Source organism: Ruegeria sp. HKCCA6707 (genome assembly GCF_013033515.1).
GTDB lineage: Bacteria > Pseudomonadota > Alphaproteobacteria > Rhodobacterales > Rhodobacteraceae > Ruegeria.
Genome location: NZ_WQEG01000006.1, coordinates 87,447 through 105,580, shown reverse-complemented (window position 1 = coordinate 105,580; position 18,134 = coordinate 87,447). Strand labels below are relative to the sequence as shown.

Annotated in this window: 20 protein-coding genes and 1 riboswitch; of the genes, 8 read left to right on the top strand and 12 right to left on the bottom strand. The window is 57.7% G+C overall.

Translation table 11 applies throughout. The annotated features are described in order from the left end of the window. Positions 1-36: 36 nt before the first annotated feature. The 9 genes from GOW40_RS15325 to miaB all read right to left on the bottom strand — a co-directional run bounded on the left by GOW40_RS15325 (position 37) and on the right by miaB (position 9,655). Positions 37-1,056, bottom strand: a complete 1,020-nt coding sequence (locus GOW40_RS15325) for an amidohydrolase family protein (RefSeq protein WP_171231080.1) — start codon at positions 1,054-1,056, stop codon at positions 37-39. Between the two features lie 138 nt (positions 1,057-1,194). Further along, complete coding sequence (gene trmB / locus GOW40_RS15320; RefSeq protein ID WP_171131604.1) at positions 1,195-1,905, bottom strand: tRNA (guanosine(46)-N7)-methyltransferase TrmB; 711 nt, start codon at positions 1,903-1,905, stop codon at positions 1,195-1,197. 141 nt (positions 1,906-2,046) lie between these two features. After that, on the bottom strand, positions 2,047-3,228 hold the full coding sequence (gene metK, locus GOW40_RS15315) for a methionine adenosyltransferase (protein ID WP_171131606.1): 1,182 nt from the start codon (positions 3,226-3,228) through the stop codon (positions 2,047-2,049). Positions 3,229-3,233: 5 nt separating this feature from the next. After that, a riboswitch (SAM-SAH riboswitch) is annotated at positions 3,234-3,282 on the bottom strand. Positions 3,283-3,324: 42 nt separating this feature from the next. Then, positions 3,325-4,830 carry an apolipoprotein N-acyltransferase gene (gene lnt, locus GOW40_RS15310; RefSeq protein ID WP_171131609.1) on the bottom strand — a complete coding sequence of 502 codons (1,506 nt, stop codon included), beginning with the start codon at positions 4,828-4,830 and terminating at the stop codon, positions 3,325-3,327. Further along, on the bottom strand, positions 4,827-5,702 hold the full coding sequence (locus GOW40_RS15305) for a hemolysin family protein (protein WP_171100552.1): 876 nt from the start codon (positions 5,700-5,702) through the stop codon (positions 4,827-4,829). The genes lnt and GOW40_RS15305 overlap by 4 nt, the downstream gene beginning before the upstream one ends. 35 nt (positions 5,703-5,737) lie before the next feature. Continuing rightward, complete coding sequence (gene ybeY / locus GOW40_RS15300; protein WP_171131617.1) at positions 5,738-6,232, bottom strand: rRNA maturation RNase YbeY; 495 nt, start codon at positions 6,230-6,232, stop codon at positions 5,738-5,740. A gap of 33 nt (positions 6,233-6,265) precedes the next feature. Next, entirely contained in the window at positions 6,266-7,288 is a 1,023-nt protein-coding gene (locus tag GOW40_RS15295) for a PhoH family protein (protein ID WP_171131619.1), read from the bottom strand. A 122-nt stretch (positions 7,289-7,410) separates the two neighbouring features. Beyond that, a complete protein-coding gene (locus GOW40_RS15290) occupies positions 7,411-8,154 on the bottom strand; it encodes an outer membrane protein (protein ID WP_371731856.1) in 744 nt (247 codons plus the stop codon). Positions 8,155-8,335: 181 nt separating this feature from the next. Beyond that, positions 8,336-9,655: a tRNA (N6-isopentenyl adenosine(37)-C2)-methylthiotransferase MiaB gene (gene miaB, locus GOW40_RS15285; RefSeq protein WP_171131621.1), complete on the bottom strand. Its 1,320-nt coding sequence runs from the start codon at positions 9,653-9,655 to the stop codon at positions 8,336-8,338. 122 nt (positions 9,656-9,777) lie between these two features. Between miaB and GOW40_RS15280 the strand changes: the two genes are divergently transcribed. Beyond that, entirely contained in the window at positions 9,778-10,638 is an 861-nt protein-coding gene (locus tag GOW40_RS15280; RefSeq protein ID WP_171131623.1) for a glycosyltransferase family 2 protein, read from the top strand. Positions 10,639-10,654: 16 nt separating this feature from the next. Here GOW40_RS15280 and GOW40_RS15275 read toward each other — a convergent pair whose 3' ends face one another. Together GOW40_RS15275 and irrA are read right to left on the bottom strand one after the other, a co-directional pair. Continuing rightward, the gene (locus tag GOW40_RS15275) at positions 10,655-11,452 is read right to left on the bottom strand and encodes a phytanoyl-CoA dioxygenase family protein (RefSeq protein ID WP_171131625.1); all 798 of its coding nucleotides are present in this window, start codon (positions 11,450-11,452) and stop codon (positions 10,655-10,657) included. 178 nt (positions 11,453-11,630) lie between these two features. Further along, positions 11,631-12,050 carry an iron response transcriptional regulator IrrA gene (irrA, locus tag GOW40_RS15270; RefSeq protein WP_171131627.1) on the bottom strand — a complete coding sequence of 140 codons (420 nt, stop codon included), beginning with the start codon at positions 12,048-12,050 and terminating at the stop codon, positions 11,631-11,633. Positions 12,051-12,241: 191 nt separating this feature from the next. Between irrA and fabA the strand changes: the two genes are divergently transcribed. Genes fabA through GOW40_RS15250 form a run of 4 tightly spaced genes read left to right on the top strand, consistent with a single transcriptional unit; the run spans position 12,242 to position 15,060 of the window. Continuing rightward, positions 12,242-12,751, top strand: a complete 510-nt coding sequence (gene fabA / locus GOW40_RS15265) for a bifunctional 3-hydroxydecanoyl-ACP dehydratase/trans-2-decenoyl-ACP isomerase (protein ID WP_171100566.1) — start codon at positions 12,242-12,244, stop codon at positions 12,749-12,751. Positions 12,752-12,782: 31 nt separating this feature from the next. Then, on the top strand, positions 12,783-14,012 hold the full coding sequence (gene fabB, locus GOW40_RS15260) for a beta-ketoacyl-ACP synthase I (RefSeq protein ID WP_171100568.1): 1,230 nt from the start codon (positions 12,783-12,785) through the stop codon (positions 14,010-14,012). 5 nt (positions 14,013-14,017) lie between these two features. Beyond that, a complete protein-coding gene (locus tag GOW40_RS15255; protein ID WP_171100570.1) occupies positions 14,018-14,809 on the top strand; it encodes an enoyl-ACP reductase in 792 nt (263 codons plus the stop codon). 59 nt (positions 14,810-14,868) lie between these two features. After that, entirely contained in the window at positions 14,869-15,060 is a 192-nt protein-coding gene (locus tag GOW40_RS15250; protein ID WP_171100572.1) for a hypothetical protein, read from the top strand. A gap of 10 nt (positions 15,061-15,070) precedes the next feature. Here GOW40_RS15250 and GOW40_RS15245 read toward each other — a convergent pair whose 3' ends face one another. Next, positions 15,071-15,499 carry a peptidylprolyl isomerase gene (locus tag GOW40_RS15245; protein WP_171131629.1) on the bottom strand — a complete coding sequence of 143 codons (429 nt, stop codon included), beginning with the start codon at positions 15,497-15,499 and terminating at the stop codon, positions 15,071-15,073. 123 nt (positions 15,500-15,622) lie between these two features. On the opposite strand from GOW40_RS15245, the gene GOW40_RS15240 reads away from it, so the two are divergent. From GOW40_RS15240 to GOW40_RS15230, 3 genes are read left to right on the top strand one after another with little or no spacing between them, the layout of a single operon-like run. After that, positions 15,623-16,309, top strand: a complete 687-nt coding sequence (locus tag GOW40_RS15240; protein WP_171136569.1) for a haloacid dehalogenase type II — start codon at positions 15,623-15,625, stop codon at positions 16,307-16,309. Continuing rightward, a complete protein-coding gene (locus GOW40_RS15235; RefSeq protein WP_171131633.1) occupies positions 16,309-17,136 on the top strand; it encodes an alpha/beta fold hydrolase in 828 nt (275 codons plus the stop codon). Before GOW40_RS15240 ends, GOW40_RS15235 begins: the two co-directional genes overlap by 1 nt. Continuing rightward, positions 17,133-18,107 carry a threonine/serine dehydratase gene (locus GOW40_RS15230; protein ID WP_171131636.1) on the top strand — a complete coding sequence of 325 codons (975 nt, stop codon included), beginning with the start codon at positions 17,133-17,135 and terminating at the stop codon, positions 18,105-18,107. Before GOW40_RS15235 ends, GOW40_RS15230 begins: the two co-directional genes overlap by 4 nt. Positions 18,108-18,134 lie beyond the last annotated feature (27 nt).

Below are 18,134 nucleotides of genomic sequence, written 5' to 3'. Positions count from 1 at the left end.
CCGCAAAGCCAAAGGAATGCTCCGTATTCGCGCCTGTCAGGCCTCGCCCAACCAGATTGTCGGGTTTTCATCGGCGATTTGTCTAAACAGCGGTTCGCCCAACGCGTTGCGCAACCGGATGCATACCGCCTTTTCCGACAGCTTCTCTTGCCGGGTCATATAATAATCAGATCCGAACAGCACGCGTGACCGCAACCGTTTGCTTTCAAGATCATCACCATTCAAAAACATCCGCAGGAATGGCGCGTAGTCTTCGAACTGAAACAGCGTGTACGAAATATCAGTCCACAGGCCCGGAAAATCTCCGCTGCCGATCATGCGACGGATCGAGACCTGCCAGTTCCGGTCATAGGCATCATCCAGCGGATCATACTGATCGGGGTTCGCATAGGCCTCCCAATCCCGTTGCCCGCCGAAATGGGCCAGGCAGATCCGCAGCTTGGGGAAGGCGCGCAAGACGGGGATGAACGCCTCGGGTTCAGTATAGCGGTCGGCCCAATGATCCGACAGGTACCGCCCTTGCACCCCGCCGCGCGAGCAATGGGACATTACAGGAAGTCCCATTTTTTCCAGCCGTGGATAAACATGGGCCATCAACACCGGATCATCCGGGGCAAAGCCCAGACGCGGATAGAGTTTCACGCCGCGAAAGCCCAGCTTGTCAATGGCGCGCCAAAGCTCGGTCGCTTGCAGGTCCGCGCGCGGGTCGATGGTGGCAAAGGGGATCACGCTTTTGCCGACTTCCGGGTCACGCGCCAGTGCCGCCAGTTCATCATGCTGCGCGCTCAGCGGCATTTCCGGTGCGCCATAACCAAAAGCAGACAGCTCCATCGGCAACACCACAAAGCGCGTGTTGCCCGGATAGTGACGCCGCAGGTTATCCAGAATATCGCGCTGGCTTTCCTCGGACGTTTCTTTTTGAAACCGATAGAGCCGCTCCAGCTTTTCCGCCACCGGATGCTGACCGATCAGCCGCGCACCCGCAGCCACCAGCTTGGTCAGGCCGGGCATTTTCCGAAACGGTTTGAGCACAGGATACGGGTAATCCTCGGGCACGTGCCGTCCGGTAAAAAGGTGGGCGTGACAATTTGTTATGCGAATGTCTGACATGAGGGGACCTGAAGAAATACAAGAGTCTAAACTGTAGCCCATCATAGCACAGCCTTCAGGGTTTGGTCCGCCCTTGCAGGAAAATTATCCCAAACGCCGGAAGGTCAGATAATGCGGTGTACGGCCTTCGCGCAGCGCTTTTTGCTCGTAACGGGTCGAGATCCAATCGTCCCAAGGCGTGCGCCAATCTTTGGGGCGTTCGGCAAGCCATTCGAAACCTGCACCGGGCACCTCTTCGAGGGTTTGGCGGACGTAATCGGGAATGTCCGTGGCTACGCGAAAGATCGCGCCCGGCTTGAGCACCTTGGCCAAGGGCTCAAGATGTTCGGGTGTCACAAAACGACGCCGATGATGGCGCTTCTTGGGCCACGGGTCGGGGTAGAGCAGAAAGGCGCGCGAAATGCTCGCCTTGGGCAGAACGTCAAAAAGGTCTCGCGCGTCCCCGGGATGGACCGCAAGGTTGGTGACACCGGCTTTGCGGATCTTGCCCAGCAACATAGCAACGCCATTGATGTAAGGTTCCGCTCCAATAATCCCGATATCGGGGTTGCTTTGCGCCTGATGCACCAGATGCTCACCGCCGCCAAAACCGATTTCAAGCCACACCGGCTTGCCGTTGAACAGGGTTTGCAAATCGAGCGAATCTCGGTTCGGATTGCTGTCCCAATCGACCGCACCAGGCGACAAGGCCGCCAGATCTTCGTTCAGATAGGTTTTCTGGCTGGGTTTCAGGGTTTTGCCCTTGAACCGGCCATAGAAGTTTCTGCGCGGGCGTTCTGGTGACTGGGTGCTCATGGCCGAGCCCATACTGCGCCACCCAAAGCGTTGCAAGAGGCTGTCTTGCGGCAGAGGTCGGGGGCCAGCCCCCGAAACCCTCGAGGTATTTTTAAACAGAAGAAGAGCGCGCCCGTGAGGGCGCCCCGTTGGATCACATGATCAAACGGCTGATTTCAGCGCATCGACCAGATCAGTGCGTTCCCAGCTGAACCCGCCATCGGCATCGGGCGCGCGCCCGAAATGGCCGTAAGCAGCGGTTCGCTGATAGATCGGCTTGTTCATTTGCAATTGCTGCCGGATACCGCGCGGCGTCAGGTCCATCACCTCGCCCACGGCCTTTTCGATCTCAGCGTCCGAGACTTGACCGGTGCCATAGGTTTCGGCATAGATCGACAGCGGTTTGGACACCCCGATGGCATAGCTCAGCTGAATGGTGCAGCGTTCGGCCATGCCCGCAGCCACCACGTTTTTGGCCAGGTAGCGCGCGGCATAGGCTGCAGAGCGATCGACCTTGGTCGGATCTTTCCCCGAGAATGCACCGCCACCATGGGGTGCAGCACCGCCATAGGTGTCGACGATAATCTTACGCCCGGTCAGACCGGCATCGCCATCAGGCCCGCCGATCACGAACTTGCCGGTCGGGTTCACGTGCCATTCGGTGTCTGCGCTCAGCCACCCGTCGGGCAGCGTTTCGCGAATATAGGGCTCGACAATGGCGCGGATATCGTCTGATGTCAGCGCTTCATCCAAATGCTGTGTCGACAGAACAACCGAGCTCACGCCAACCGGTTTGCCGTTCTGGTAGACAACCGACAGCTGCGACTTGGCGTCGGGGCCCAGCGCTGGTTCGGTGCCATTCTTGCGCACCTCAGCCAGGCGGCGCAGGATCGCGTGCGAATACTGGATCGGTGCGGGCATAAGCGCAGGCGTTTCGGTTGTGGCATAGCCAAACATGATGCCCTGGTCACCGGCGCCTTCATCCTTGTTATCCGCCGCATCCACACCCTGTGCAATATGAGCGGATTGCTCATGCAGAAGGTTTGTCACTTCAACGGTTTCGTGGTGGAATTTGTCTTGCTCGTAGCCAATATCTTTGATGCACGCGCGGGCGATCTGATCAATGCGCCCCATGTAGTCGTGCAGTTTGTCCTGATCCGACAGGCCAACCTCGCCGCCAATCACGACCCGATTGGTTGTGGCAAAGGTTTCACAGGCAACTCGCGCTTCGGGCTCTTCTGCCAGAAAGGCATCAAGAACCGCATCGGAAATGCGATCGCAGACTTTGTCGGGGTGCCCTTCGGACACGGACTCCGAGGTAAAAATATAGTTCTGTCGGGACATGAAAGTGCTCCATTAAGATTTCCCCATCACGCCAGGAAGCCGTTGTGACGGGCGATAGCCGGGATACGCGCCCTGCCCGACCGGGTCAATCTGAATTTACCCGTCTGCCCGGCCAGCGGTGCGGCGAGCCCACAAAAACAGCAACAATAGTGCAAAAAAAACCGGACCGTCGCCAATTCTTGAATAAGGGGTCGGCGAGAGCGGGGCGGGTAAGACCGCGTCGACAAAGCCCGCCTGCCCCAAATCCAGCGAGCCTGTGATCCCACCCAACGGATCGATCATTGCTGAAACGCCGGTATTTGCCGCGCGCATCATCGGCAGGCCTTGTTCGATAGCACGCATCCGCGCCTGCGCAAGATGTTGGTAGGGACCAGAGCGCGTGCCAAACCAGGCGTCATTGGTGATCTGAACCAGAAAATCCGGGCGTTCAGGAGCAGACAAAACGTCCTGAGTAAAGACCGCCTCATAACAGATCAGCGGCAGCGCTTTGCCCAGCGCGCCGATGTCCAACACCTGGGCGCCCGGGCCCGCGGAAAACCCGTTGCCAGTCTGAGCCGCCAGTCCTGAAATCCCAAAGCGCGCCAGCAGCCCGCCAAACGGAACGTATTCCCCAAAAGGGGCCAGATGATGCTTGTCATAAAGCCCTGCCTGCTGCCCGTTTTCATCCAGCAAGACCATCGAATTGTAATACCGCAAACCCTCTGCCCGCTGAATACCAAGCAGAACAGGTGTACCCTGCGCGGCGTCCGCGATGGCTTGGAAATGACGGTCCGCGTTTTGCAACCAGACAGGGACCGAGGTTTCCGGCCATACAATCAGATCTGGGCGCGGTGCGGCAGCCGTGAACTCGACCTGCCGTGCGAAAAACAGTGGTGCAAATTCAGGGTCCCATTTCTGGTGCTGCGGCGCGTTGGGTTGGATCAGGCGGACAGTGTGTCCGGTCGATTTCGGCTCGGGTCTGGTGCTGCTGTAGACGACGACCAAGCCAACCAGTGCCAGGGTTAGCGCCGCGGGAGTCGCCGCATTGCGCAATGACGGCGTTGCGAAAAGGGCAGCCCCCAAAGGCAAGGTTGCAAGCAAGGTTATCGCCCCCACCCCATAAGGGCCAAACAACGACAGAAGCTGCGCCACCGGTGTGTCCAGCCAGACCTGCGCCAGACCCGCCCATGGAAACCCGGTCAACACATAGCCGCGCGCCATCTCGACCAGAGACAGCACCAATGCCAAGACAAGAGCTGCTTGAATCGGCTTGCCACCAGCACGGTGGGCAATCCAGAAAGCCAAGGCCCAGAATAGTGCCAAACCACCCGATAACAGCACCACCGCAAACGGGGCCATCCATCCATGGCGGGCTATATCAACCAGAAATGGTTCGACGATCCAGCTGAGCGCATGGGCAAAATAGCCTGTAGCAAAAAACCAACCCAACCAGGCAGCGCTCCGAGGGGATTCACAGGCCAAAAAGAGCGGTGCAATCCCGATCATGGCAATGAACGAGGCCCACCAATACCCAAGCGGCGCCAAGCCCAGGGCAGCAATGACCCCCAAACCAGCCGCAAGCACGAGCCTAAGCCAGATCGGCCAGCCCTCCAGCTTGGTCATCCATCAGCTTTCGGCAACATGACCCGCAACCGTTTGATCCGCCGGGGGTCGGCGTCCAGAACTTCGAATTCGGGCCCTTCGGGGTGCTGCACAACCTCGCCCCGTGCAGGAACGCGGCCAGACAGCATGAACACAAGCCCGCCCAATGTGTCGATCTCTTCCTCGTCCACATCCTCATGGCTTGTCAGCGACCTGCCAATCTCGGCCTCGAACTCTTCCAGAGGAACCCGCGCCTGAACCACGTAGCAGCCCGGTTTTTCCTCGAACCACAGCTGACCTTCGTCAGTATCATGTTCGTCGGCGATTTCTCCCACGACCTGTTCGATAAGATCTTCGATGGTCAGAAGCCCATCAACGCCGCCATATTCGTCAATCACCAAAGCCATGTGTCGCCGCTCGGTCTGCATTTTGGTCAGCAACACGCCGATCGGCATCGAAGGCGGTACGAACAACAATGTTCGCAACATGGATTGCAGCTCAAACTCGGCAGAACCGCCATTGAACCCGTGGGTCAGAGCGAAATCCTTCAGGTGTACAAACCCAAGCGGAGTATCAAGCGTGCCGTCATAGACGGGAATACGCGACAAGCCACTGTCACGAAAAAGGTCTGCCAGTTCCTCTTTGGAAATTGTCACGGGGACAGAGACGATTTCGGCGGTCGGGATTGCCACATCTTCAACACGCATGCGTCGCAGGTTGATCATGCCGCGTGGCTGCGCCACCGCTGTCTCTTTTCCGTTTGTCGGTTCAGCAACTTCGGCCTGCGTCGCAAGCCCCCCAAAAAGTCGAGAGAAAAAGTTGCTTTGACTGTCTTTGCTGTCCGAAGGGTGCGCGCCTTGCGCCGCCCTAGAACTGCCGTCTGTATCGCCCATTGTCCTATTCCAAATGATCGGGTCAGAAACCCTTGTCACCCATTATATGGGTCATCAATACCCATCTTGCCAAGTATCTCGGCCTCAACACGCTCCATCAAAGTAGCGTCAAGGTCACGGATGTGATCATAGCCCAGCAAATGCAGAACGCCGTGAACAAGCAAATGCGCGACATGATGATCGAAAGGTTTGCCACTATCCGCCGCTTCGCGTGCGCAGGTGTCGTAGGATATCGCGATATCCCCCAGCGCGATTTCACCGGTGAAATCGGGTTGGGGCAAAGATGGGATACCACCGGCTTGTTGCGATGCCAAATTTTGGGCGGGCCAGCTGAGTACGTTGGTCGGCGTCGGTTTTTCGCGAAACTCAGCGTTCAGCGCCGCAATCCGCGCGTCATCACAGCCCAAAAGGCTGACCTCGCACAAACCGGAATCCAACCCAATGTGATCCAGAGCGGCCGCAACAGCCTTTTGTGCAAGACTGTCCAACCCATCCCATCGTGGGTCGTCCACAGTGATTTCAAGGTTCATAGACCGGCTTCCAAACACGCGTTGCGCCGGTGACTACCCTGTTTCCCGGCCTGAATCCGCCTCATACGCTTCGATGATGGCGGCCACAAGCGGATGTCGTACCACGTCTTTCGATGTGAAGTAATTGAAGCTGATATTCGGGATCGTCTTCAACAGCCGCTCAGCATCTGCCAGCCCCGACTGCACCCCACGTGGCAAGTCCACCTGCGACCGGTCGCCGGTGATCACCATGCGGCTGCCTTCGCCCAGACGGGTCAGAAACATCTTCATTTGCATGGTCGTGGCATTCTGAGCCTCGTCCAATACCACAAAGGCATTGGCCAGCGTGCGCCCACGCATAAAGGCCAATGGGGCGATCTCGATACGCTTTTCTTCGATCAGCTTGGCCAGTTGTTTGCCAGGCAGAAAATCGTTCAGCGCGTCATAGAGCGGCTGCATGTAGGGATCGACCTTGTCCTTCATGTCACCCGGCAAATAGCCCAGCTTCTCGCCCGCCTCAACCGCAGGTCGGCTGAGGATGATCCGATCCACATGCCCACCGATGAACATCGAAACCCCCACGGCCACAGCAAGATAAGTCTTGCCGGTGCCCGCCGGTCCGATGCCGAAGGCAAGTTCATTGTTGAACAAGGATTGCACATAGGCCTTTTGAGCATCAGTGCGCGGCTCGACCAGTTTCTTACGTGTTTTGATTTCGACGGTTCCGCCCTTGAACATCTCAAGCTGATCACCATCGCGGCTGCCAGTCTCGGCCTCGGAATTGCCCATGCGCAATTCGCGATCCACATCGGCTGCAGCAACGTCGCGCCCGCCTTCCAAGCGGGTATAGAGCGCTTGCAGCACTTCGACTGCCTGTTTTTGCGCATCCTCCTCGCCCATGACCACCAATTGGTTGCCACGGCGGACGATTTGAACCGAAAGCTGCCGCTCGATCTCGGCCAGATTGCGGTCGTATTCGCCGCAAAGGTCGATCAATAGCCGGTTGTCGGGAAATTCAACAAGCACCTCATGCTGGGGTGCGTCATCTTGCGGTGGGGTCAGGGCACCGATGGCCAATCCGTTCTCCTGTCTTGGCGTTACAGGGTGAGCGTAGACAACAAGAGTTGGTGGACGCAAGCGGCCAATGTCGATTTTTTCGAAGTTTCACATTTCCGCCGAAATCTGATGCGCAGCCGACCTTAGAACGCGTAGTTCAACCCGATACGGATGGCGGTAAATTCGGGGGTTGAACGTGTTGAGAAGTTGGGATCAAAGTTCACCGTTTTCGAGTCGAATTGCACGAACTCAAACTCACCGGTCAGCGAAAGGTGGCGGCTGATTTGGTATTCTGCGCCAACACTTGCCGAGTATCCCGAACGAGAATCGGTGACGCCGAAATCCTGCTCTGGGCCGAAAAAGGGCGTCAGGACGGCTGTAGTGGTGATGTCCGCCTCGACATATCCGATCGATGCAAAATACAGCACGCGACCCGAACGGTTTGTGAGGCCCCCGCGAAGACGAACCGAGAAGACATCAGAAATCTCACTGCCAGATTGCACACCTGTCAGGCCCACAGCCGTTTCCGAGGAATCATCGAAAGTGCCGAAGTCATAACCCAGTTCTAGCCCGTAGATATAGTCACTGCCCCAAGAGGTCGGCAAAACGCCGCGCCAACCGGCCCGTACGCCTCCAAATCCACCGCTGGGCTCGTTGTCACCGGCTGGAAACAATGCCGTCGGAGTGCGCAGGCCGAAACGATCAGACTCGCCGAAAGCATATCCGCCACTGGCGCCCACATAGAACGCGCTCGTATCGCGAACGATACGCGGCGGCTCGACGACTTCGGGTTCAGCGATGTTGCCGGTCAGGTCGCTGGCGGCTGCGGGCATGGAGCAAAGCGTGATTGCGCCACCGAATAGATATCTCGAAACAGTTGACCCCACCTGTGCCACTACTCGTACCCTCCACCGCGTCGACACCACCAGATGATCGCCGCTTTATTCATTAAAGGCTCATAACAGACCGGCCTTTTCAAAAGCTGGCCCACCTCGGACCATAAATCCAAGTCCTAAATCAAGGATTAATTTATTATGTAGTTTGCCTGACCCAACGGATCATAGGGTGTCAAACCAACTCGCCCGCAAGCGAGTTTGCACCCGATGACGTGATCCGTACCTCACGCAAAGCGCCAACGGCCACATCGGCATCCGCCACATGAACTGCGTGCAGATATTCCGATTTTCCAACCATTTGCCCCTGTTGGCGCCCGGGTTTTTCAAACAGAACATGCACGTTTCGACCCACCATACTGTCCTGGATCTTGCGCTGATCGCGGGTGATCAGGGCTTGCAAGCGTTGCAGGCGTTCATCCGCCACTTGCGGATCGACCTGTGGCCGTTCTGCCGCAGGTGTGCCTGGGCGGGTCGAGTATTTGAACGAGTATGCATAGCCGTACTGCACCTCATCGACCAGATCCAAGGTTGCCTGAAAATCCGCGTCGCTTTCTTCTGGGAAACCAACGATGAAGTCCCCGGACATCAAGATATCGGGCCGCGCTGCGCGAATGCGTTCAATCAGACGCAGATAGCTTTCTGCGGTATGGCTGCGGTTCATACGCTTGAGAATATGGTCCGAACCAGATTGCACCGGCAGATGCAGATAGGGCATCAGCTTGTCACAGGTTCCGTGCGCCTCGATCAGGTCATCGGTCATGTCATTGGGATGCGACGTGGTGAACCGGATCCGTTCAAGCCCGTCGACCTTGTTGAGCTCCCAAATCAAGCCAGCCAGCGTCATGTCCCCATTCGGTCCGGCCCCGTGATATGCGTTCACGTTCTGCCCGAGCAGAGTGATCTCGCGCACTCCGCGTTCCACCAGATCCTGCGCTTCGCGAATGATGCGATCGGCCGGGCGGCTGACCTCGGCCCCGCGAGTATAAGGCACAACGCAGAAGGCGCAAAACTTGTCGCAACCTTCCTGCACGGTCAGAAACGCCGTCGGGCCGCGCTTGGCCTTGGGACGGTTCTTGAGCTTTTCGAACTTGTCTTCTTCGGGGAAATCCGTGTCCAGAGCCTTTTCGCCAGTGCGCGTCTTGGCCTCCATCTCGGGTAGACGGTGATAGCTTTGCGGCCCCACCACCAGATCAACCAGTGGCTGGCGACGCATGATCTCTTGCCCCTCGGCCTGAGCCACACAGCCCGCAACCCCGATCTTCAGATCCGGTTTCTCGGCCTTCAGACCTTTGAAGCGGCCCAGTTCGGAATACACCTTTTCCGCAGCTTTTTCGCGGATATGACAGGTGTTGAGCAGGATCATATCCGCATCGTCAGGTGATTTGGTCTCAACATATCCCTGCCCGCCCAGCGCTTCGGCCATGCGTTCGCTGTCATAGACATTCATCTGACAGCCATAGGTCTTGATAAACAGCTTTTTGGGTTCGGACATGGGACCAGCCTTTGCGTTCGCGCGACCGGCGTCGTCTATACGTAACGAACGCCGCTTGCAATGCTGGCGCGGATACCCGAATTTGGCGGAAAGTTCCAGCAAGACGAAATCAAAAACAGGCAATGCATTACCCAACGCTCGCGGATTATCTCAGGTCAGGTCAGGCGCTGGCAAAAGGCCCCTTGGCCCTGATTTTTGCCGAAGACACTGTCGAACTCGACAGCACCCTGCGCCACTATCTCAAGCTGGGGTTCAAATCCATTACCGTCTTTATGCCTGATGCCTTCGATCTGGCCGAAGATCTGAACGCTCAGGTTCATCGGGTCACCCTGACCTGCACGCCGCGATCGGTCGTTTTCGACACGATAAATCAGATCATCTCTGCGGCCTTGGGGCAGTGGATACATTACGCCTACAACGCCGAATACCTGTTCTACCCGTATTGCGAGTCTCGCAGCATCGGGGAAATGCTGGCCTTTCATACCGAAGAGCGCCGCAACGCGATGATGACCCATGTGGTCGACCTATACGCTGGCGACTTGCAGGCCCATCCCAACGGTGTCGCCACGGATCAGGCGATGATGGACAAGACCGGCTATTATGCCCACACCCGCCACGACGGCACTGGTCAACCGCTCGAGCGTCAATTGGACATGTCAGGCGGCCTACGGTGGCGGTTTGAAGACCACATCCCGTATGAGCGGCGGCGAATCGACCGGATCGGTCTCTTCAAAGCCCGAAAAGGCCTCAAGATCCTGCCCGACCACACGTTTAATGAGCCGGAATACAACACCTACGCCTGCCCGTGGCATCACAATATGACAGCTGCAATCTGCTCATTCCGAGCGGCCAAAGCGCTCAAGTCGAATGCCGGGTCGACCTTCGACATCCCAAGCTTTCTCTGGAGCAACTCGATCCCGTTTGAATGGCGGTCGGATCAGTTGCTGGATCTGGGACTGATGGAGCCCGGTCAGTGGTTTTGAACAGGAATCGTACCCTTTAGCGCTGCAAAAGAATCGGAAACCAGTCTTCGCGCAGGCGTTGGCCGGGGATCATGTCATGCCCTGGAAATGGCGGTGAGGTGCGGCCCGGGCGCTCGACATAGCGTGCATCATCCCCGACCAAGCGCAGGGAAAAGGCGCGGCGGCGGCTTTCAGATTGGTTGCCGCGTGCCCCGTGCAGCGTGCGATAGTTGAAAGCAACAGCATCACCCGGCTCCATCTCGAACTCGACCACGCGCATTCCCTCGGCATCCGGGTCGGGAACCGGAATGTACTGACCTTCGTCAGCAAAGAACCCTTCCTCGGAAACCCAGCGGGTCGGAAGCACTTCTTTGTCCCAAAGGTGAGACCCCGCAACGCAGCGCAACGTGGCCTGCTTGACCGGATCCAGTGGAGACCAGAAACTGATCGTCTGTCGACCTTCGACGAAGTAGTAGGGCCCGTCCTGATGCCATGGTGTGGCCATCGAGGTGCCGGGCTCTTTGACCAGCACGTGATCATGGAACATCTGAACACTGCGCGATTGCATTAACTCGGCAGCAACCTCGGCAGCGGCAGAGTTTTCAACCACCTGACGGAATTCAGGAATACGCGACCAGTTGCAATAGTCGTCGAAAAATAGGCCTGTCTCACCCTGCTTCTTGTTGTCCGATGCATAAGGGCCCGGCGCGGCCATGTTGGCCGCGACCCCTTTGCGCAATGTATCGACATGATCCGCAAAAAGGCCCTTGACCAGCACCACACCGTCAGACTGGTAGCTTTCGATCATGTCTTGCGTGACCAAGGGGTGAGGCATGGCAGAGTCTCCGAAGCAGTTTGCCCTCTTCTGCACGGGAAAATACCAACTGATCAAATCTTATTTTTGATCTGGCGCACATTGCCGGAACTGCGTTCAGCACACGCGTTTTGAAATGCAGCTTATTTCGCCACGGCTAACCACCGCAAACACGTGGGCGCATCATGAAAAAGCTGGATTACTTCTTTTTGCGCAGACGGATCACGACATCGACGGACGCGATCTCAAGCCCATGTGGGGCTTCGGGCAGGCTTTGGATCACCAACTCATCCGATGGCGCATCGCTGAGCCGTCCATCATCTTCCCAGAAGAAATGCGGGTGATCGTGTGTGTTGGTGTCGAAATAGCTTTTCGACCCGTCCACCGTGATCTCTTGCAAAACGCCCGCATCACAGAACGCACGCAAAGTGTTATAGACCGTAGCCAGTGACACCGCATCGCCATTTTCCTTGGCCGATTCAAACAGGCTTTCTGCGGTGACATGCCGGTGCAAACCGTCACCGACCAAAAGCTCGGCCAAGGCCACACGCTGTCGCGTCGGACGCAGACCGGCGCCTGTCAGCCAATTTGTCGCTATCTCACGGCTTTGAGGTGTCATAGTTCCGATACCCGTTTCTTGCTAACTCTATATATAGAGACCTTCCCTTGGTGATTTCAAATGAAAATCATTCTCAGGGAATGCACTTAGCGTCGCATGTAATGGCGTTGCTGCTCTTGCAGGACCTTGCATACGGGTGCTAGACGAGGCGAGATAAAACAAACGGACCCCTGGCAGGAGAGGCGGCAAGAATGGCTCAATTCCCGAGCAGCTTTGACAAGGATGATCTGCTGAAATGCGCCCGCGGCGAGCTTTTTGGCCCTGGCAATGCGCAGTTGCCCGCCCCGCCCATGCTGATGATGGACCGTATCACCGAGATTTCCGATGATGGTGGCGCGCATGGCAAAGGCCATGTTCTGGCCGAATTCGACATCACTCCGGATCTTTGGTTCTTTGACTGCCATTTCCCCGGCAACCCGATCATGCCCGGCTGCCTTGGCCTGGACGGTTTGTGGCAGCTGACCGGTTTCAACCTGGGCTGGCGCGGCTGGCAGGGGCGCGGCATGGCGGTTGGCGTGGGTGAGGTCAAGCTGACCGGTATGGTTCGCCCGGATCGCAAGATGCTGACGTATAAAATTGATTTCAAAAAAGCGATCCAGACTCGCCGCCTGACGATGGGCGTGGCGGATGGTATTGTCGAAGCCGACGGTGAAATGATTTATGACGTCAAAGACATGAGAGTCGTTCTGTCCGACGCCTGAGGCGGACCGGCCTGAAATAAGGAGCACGCCTATGCGTCGAGTAGTTGTCACCGGTTTGGGTGTTGTGTCCGCTATCGGGAACAATGCCGATGAGGTGCTGGCCTCCCTCAAAGCCGGGAAATCTGGCATTGAGGCCAATGAACAGATGATCGAGCATGGCTTTCGCAGCCGGATTGCCGGATCGCTGAAGATCGACGTCACCGAACACATAGACAAGCGCACTTTGCGCTTCATGGGCCCAGGTGCAGCTTATGCCTATATCGCGATGTCTCAGGCGATTGCAGATGCTGGCCTGACCGAGGATCAGGTCGTGAACCCGCGTACCGGTCTTGTGGCCGGATCCGGCGGGCCGTCGACAAGTGCTATGCTCACTGCACATCAGACCGTGCTCAAGAACGGGGCGACAAAGCGGATAGGGCCTTTTGCGGTTCCGAAATGCATGTGCTCGACCATTTCCGCCAACCTTGCGACGGCGTTCAAGATCAAGGGTATCAACTACTCTATCACATCAGCCTGCTCGACTTCGCTGCATTGCATCGGCAACGCGGCAGAACAGATCATGTTGGGCAAGCAAGACGTTATGTTCGCGGGCGGCGGCGAAGAGCTGGACTGGACCCTGTCCTGCCTGTTTGACGCGATGGGTGCGATGTCATCGAAATACAATGATACACCCGAAAAAGCCTCGCGCGCGTTCGACCAGAACCGCGACGGATTCGTCATCTCGGGCGGTGGTGGCATTGTTGTTCTGGAAGACCTTGAACACGCGCTGGCCCGTGGGGCCAAGATTTATGCAGAAGTAACCGGCTATGCTGCAACTTCGGACGGGCACGACATGGTGGCCCCATCGGGCGAAGGCGGCGAACGCGCGATGCGGCTGGCCATGTCCACCCTGCCGGAAGGGCGCAAGGTTGGGTATATCAACGCCCATGGCACCTCGACCCCTGTGGGCGATGTTGGCGAGGTGGAAGCTGTGCGCCGCATCTTCGGTGAAGGCAACGTACCCCCGATCTCATCAACCAAGTCGATGACGGGCCATGCGCAGGGCGCGGCAGGGGCGCTTGAAGCCATCTTCTGCCTGCTGATGCTGGACAATGACTTTATTACGCCGTCGATCAATGTCGAAACGCTCGCAGAAGGTATCCTGCCGGGCGAAGTGGCGACGGAACTAAAAGAAAACGCGGGACTGGACAGTGTAATGACCAACAGCTTTGGCTTTGGCGGAACCAACGGATCCATGATCCTTTCGAAATATAACGGGTGAATGTGATGTCGGATCTTCTAAAGGGTAAACGCGGCCTCATCATGGGCGTGGCCAATGACCGCTCGATCGCCTGGGGCATCGCCAAAGCCATGCACGAGGCAGGAGCAGAGCTGGCCTTCACCTATCAGGGCGAAGCTTTTGGCAAGCGGCTGGAACCTCTGGCTCAAAGCCTGGGCAGCGATTTCATGGTGGATGCAGATGTCACAGATGATGCGTCACTGGATCGCGCGTTTGGCGAACTTTCAGCACGCTGGCCAACCATTGATTTTGTGGTTCACGCCATCGCGTTCTCGGACAAATCCGAGCTGACCGGTCGGTTTCTGAACACGACGCGGGCGAATTTCAAACATTCACTGGATGTCTCGGCCTATTCCTTCATCGAAGTTGCGCGTCGCGCCTATCCGATGATGCAGGAAAACGGCGGTACGCTACTGACCCTGACCTATCAGGGTTCGAACAAGGTTGTGCCGAATTACAATGTGATGGGCGTGGCCAAGGCAGCTCTGGAATCGGCAACCCGTTATCTGGCCAATGATCTGGGCCCCGACGGCATTCGCGTGAACGCGATCTCGCCCGGCCCGATGAAAACACTGGCCGGAGCAGCGATTGGGGGCGCGCGCAAAACCTACAAGTTCTGCGACCAAAACGCTCCGATGCGTTCGAATGCCACACTGGAAGCCGTGGGTGGTACAGCCGTCTACCTTGCCTCAGATGCGGGCGCCTGCACCTCGGGCGAAATCATCCGCGTGGATGGCGGGTTCCATGTCCTTGGAATGCCACAGCCCGACTTCATGTGACCTCAACTTTCCCCGCCTCTGCCCAGATTTGACCATCATTGACGGGCAGAGAATGGGATATGAGCAAAGTTGAACAAATCCTTGCAAACAATACGCGCGTATCAGCGAAGTCCAAGCCCGGAATTCGCGGGGGTCGGGCGCGTATCGTGTTGCTTTCGCTGGTCCTATTGCTGGCCGTGTTCATTCTGATGACTGATCCGCATATGCGGTCATTAGCCGAGCCGGTGTTGGGTCAGATACCAGGGCTCTGACCCGGACCTATCAGTTGATGGACACGATCTCGATATCAAAGATCAGGTCTTGTCCGGCCAGCGCGTGATTGGCATCGAGCGTGACCGTGGCTTCATCCGCTTCCATCACCGTTACAGGCAAGGCCTGTCCGTCCGGCGTTTGAATCTGCAGCTGCGTACCTGGTTCCAGCGGAATATCATCAGGAATGCCTTCGCGCGGGATTTGCTGGCGCATGGCCGGGTTGATTGGGCCATAGGCTTCGGCACAGGGTACTTCGACGCGCTTTTTCTCTCCAATTTCCATCCCGGGCAGCGCTGTGTCCAGACCGGGAATGATCTGCCTTGAACCGACTGCAAATTCCAGCGGATCGCGGCCTTCCGAACTGTCGAACACTTTTCCGTCCAGCAATGTGCCGGTGTAGTGGATGCGAACAGTATCGCCTTTTTTGATTGTGGTCATGAAAGCCTCGGGCTGAAGAAAATGGAACGCTGCACCCTAGTGGCCCCGTGCACAATGTAAACCCTTTGGGCTTTAACCCCCGGAACCATTGTGCTTACTTTCCGGCGACCACAGGAGGATCAGATGGCAATCACCACATGTGTATTCGACGCCTACGGCACGCTCTTCGATGTGGCCGCTGCAGCTCGGCAAGCCGCAGCCGAGCCGGGGAACGAGGCGCTGAGCGACACCTGGCCCACGCTGGCCAACCATTGGCGTCTGAAACAGTTGCAATACACATGGTTGCGGGCGGTCGCCGACGCCCATGCCGACTTCTGGGACGTCACGCAGGATGGTCTGGACTGGGCGCTTGAGGCGACCGGGTTGGAGGGCGACGATGCCCTACGCCAACGCCTTCTTGATCTCTATTGGGAGCTTCAGGCATATCCCGAAGTGCCCGCCATGTTATCGGCGCTGAAAGCCGGTGGCCTGAACACAGCGATCCTGTCCAATGGCTCGCCTCCGATGTTGGAGGGCGCTGTGCAATCAGCGGGGATCGGCGAAGTGCTTGACGATGTGCTGTCGGTGGAAACTGTTGGTGTCTTCAAACCGCATGTGCGGGTCTATGACCTTGTTCAGGAACGGTTCGAATGCAACCGGGACGAGGTATTGTTTGTCAGTTCAAACGGCTGGGACGCCGCCGGTGCCAGTGGGTATGGGTTTGTAACTGCCTGGGTCAATCGCGCCGGCGAGCCGATGGACCGCTTGCCCTGGAAGCCTGCACATGTTTTGTCGGATCTCACGACGATCCCCCAACTTGCAGGCCTCTGATGCCGCACTTCACCACATCCGACAATATGCGGATTTATTTTGAGGACGCGGGCACAGGCCTGCCGGTTCTGTGTCTTGCCGGGCTGACCCGCACGGTACGCGATTTCGATTTTGTCGCGCCGCATCTGGCCCAATACCGGATGATCGCGATGGATTATCGTGGGCGGGGTCAATCGGATTTCGACTCTGACTATTCAAACTACAACATTCTGCGTGAATCTCAGGACGTGGTCGAGTTGCTGGATCATCTGGGACTGGAAAAGGTGAATATCCTCGGCACCTCGCGCGGTGGATTGATCGCGATGGCGCTGGCGGCCAGCCACCCCGCCCGCCTGTCGTGCGTCATCCTGAACGATGTCGGCCCGGTGATTGATCCGAATGGTCTTGCCCTGATCATGACCTATGTGGGCAAACGCCCTGCCGCAAAAACCTATGACGAGGCGGCTACGGGCCTGCAATCGGTGATGGAGGCGCGGTTTCCCGGCGTGTCGCTTGAGCGCTGGCGCACGCAGGCCGAAAACCAGTATCTGGAAACACCAGACGGGCTGCAATTGCGATATGATCCCAAACTGCGTGATGCGCTGCTTGATCAATCTGCCGCTGGCCCGGCCCCGGATCTGTGGCCGCTGTTCGCGGCGCTGCGCGACATCCCCACCGGGCTGATACGGGGGCAGAACTCCGACCTGCTGAGCCCAGACACTCTGGTCGAAATGCACCAAAGACATCCCGGCCTGCGGTCGGTCGAGATACCAGATCGCGGCCATGTGCCGTTTCTGGACGAACCGCAGGCAGTCGACCTGATTCACACCATCTTGGAGACGTCATGAGCACGCTTGAAATGATCGAAGCCGCCGCAGAACGGCTTGAAGGCCATGTGCGCGAAACCCCGATCCTGACCTCTCCGTTTCTCGATGAAATCGCCGGTCGTCGTGTGCTGGTCAAGCCGGAATGCCTGCAACATACCGGCAGCTTCAAGTTTCGGGGCGCGTGGTCGGCGATTTCCGCGCTGGATCCTCAGGTGCGCAAGAACGGGGTGATTGCGTATTCATCGGGCAACCACGCGCAAGGTGTGGCCTATGCTGCCTCTCGACACGGAATAGCGTCGGTGATTGTGATGCCCTCGGACGCACCACAGCTCAAGATCGACAATACCCGGTCTCTGGGGGCCGAAGTAGTGCTCTATGATCGGGCCTCGGAAAGCCGAGAGGATATCGGCGAGGCGCTGGCACAAAAGCGCGGGTTGACGCTGATCCGCCCCTATGACGAACCATTCGTGATTGCCGGGCAAGGCACAACGGGGCTTGAGATTGCCCGGCAGGCACAAACCCTGGGTGTGACACAGGCAGATGTTCTGATCTGCTGCGGCGGAGGTGGCCTCAGCGCGGGTATAGCTTTGGCATTGGAGGGTCATGCGCCCGGATTGCGACCACGCACTTGCGAGCCTGAGGGGTTTGACGACATGAAACGCTCGCTGGCCTCGGGGCAGGTTCAACGCAACGCCGCCACATCCGGCAATATCTGCGACGCGATCCTGACGCCGCAACCCGGCGAGATCACCTTTCCAATCATCAACCGCCTCTGCGGCACCGGGCTTTCGGTCAGCGAAGACGAGGCCCTGCGCGCCATGGCCTTGGCCTTTCTGCGCCTCAAGATCGTGCTTGAACCCGGGGGAGCGGTCTCGTTGGCGTCGGCGCTGTTTCGCAAGGATGAGATCGAAGGCGATGCAGTGATCGTGGTTGCATCGGGTGGAAATGTAGACCCGGCCGTTTTCGCCAAGGCGTTGACGCACCTTTCCTGATCCCCGCCGAGCCTATGGCGGGAAAGA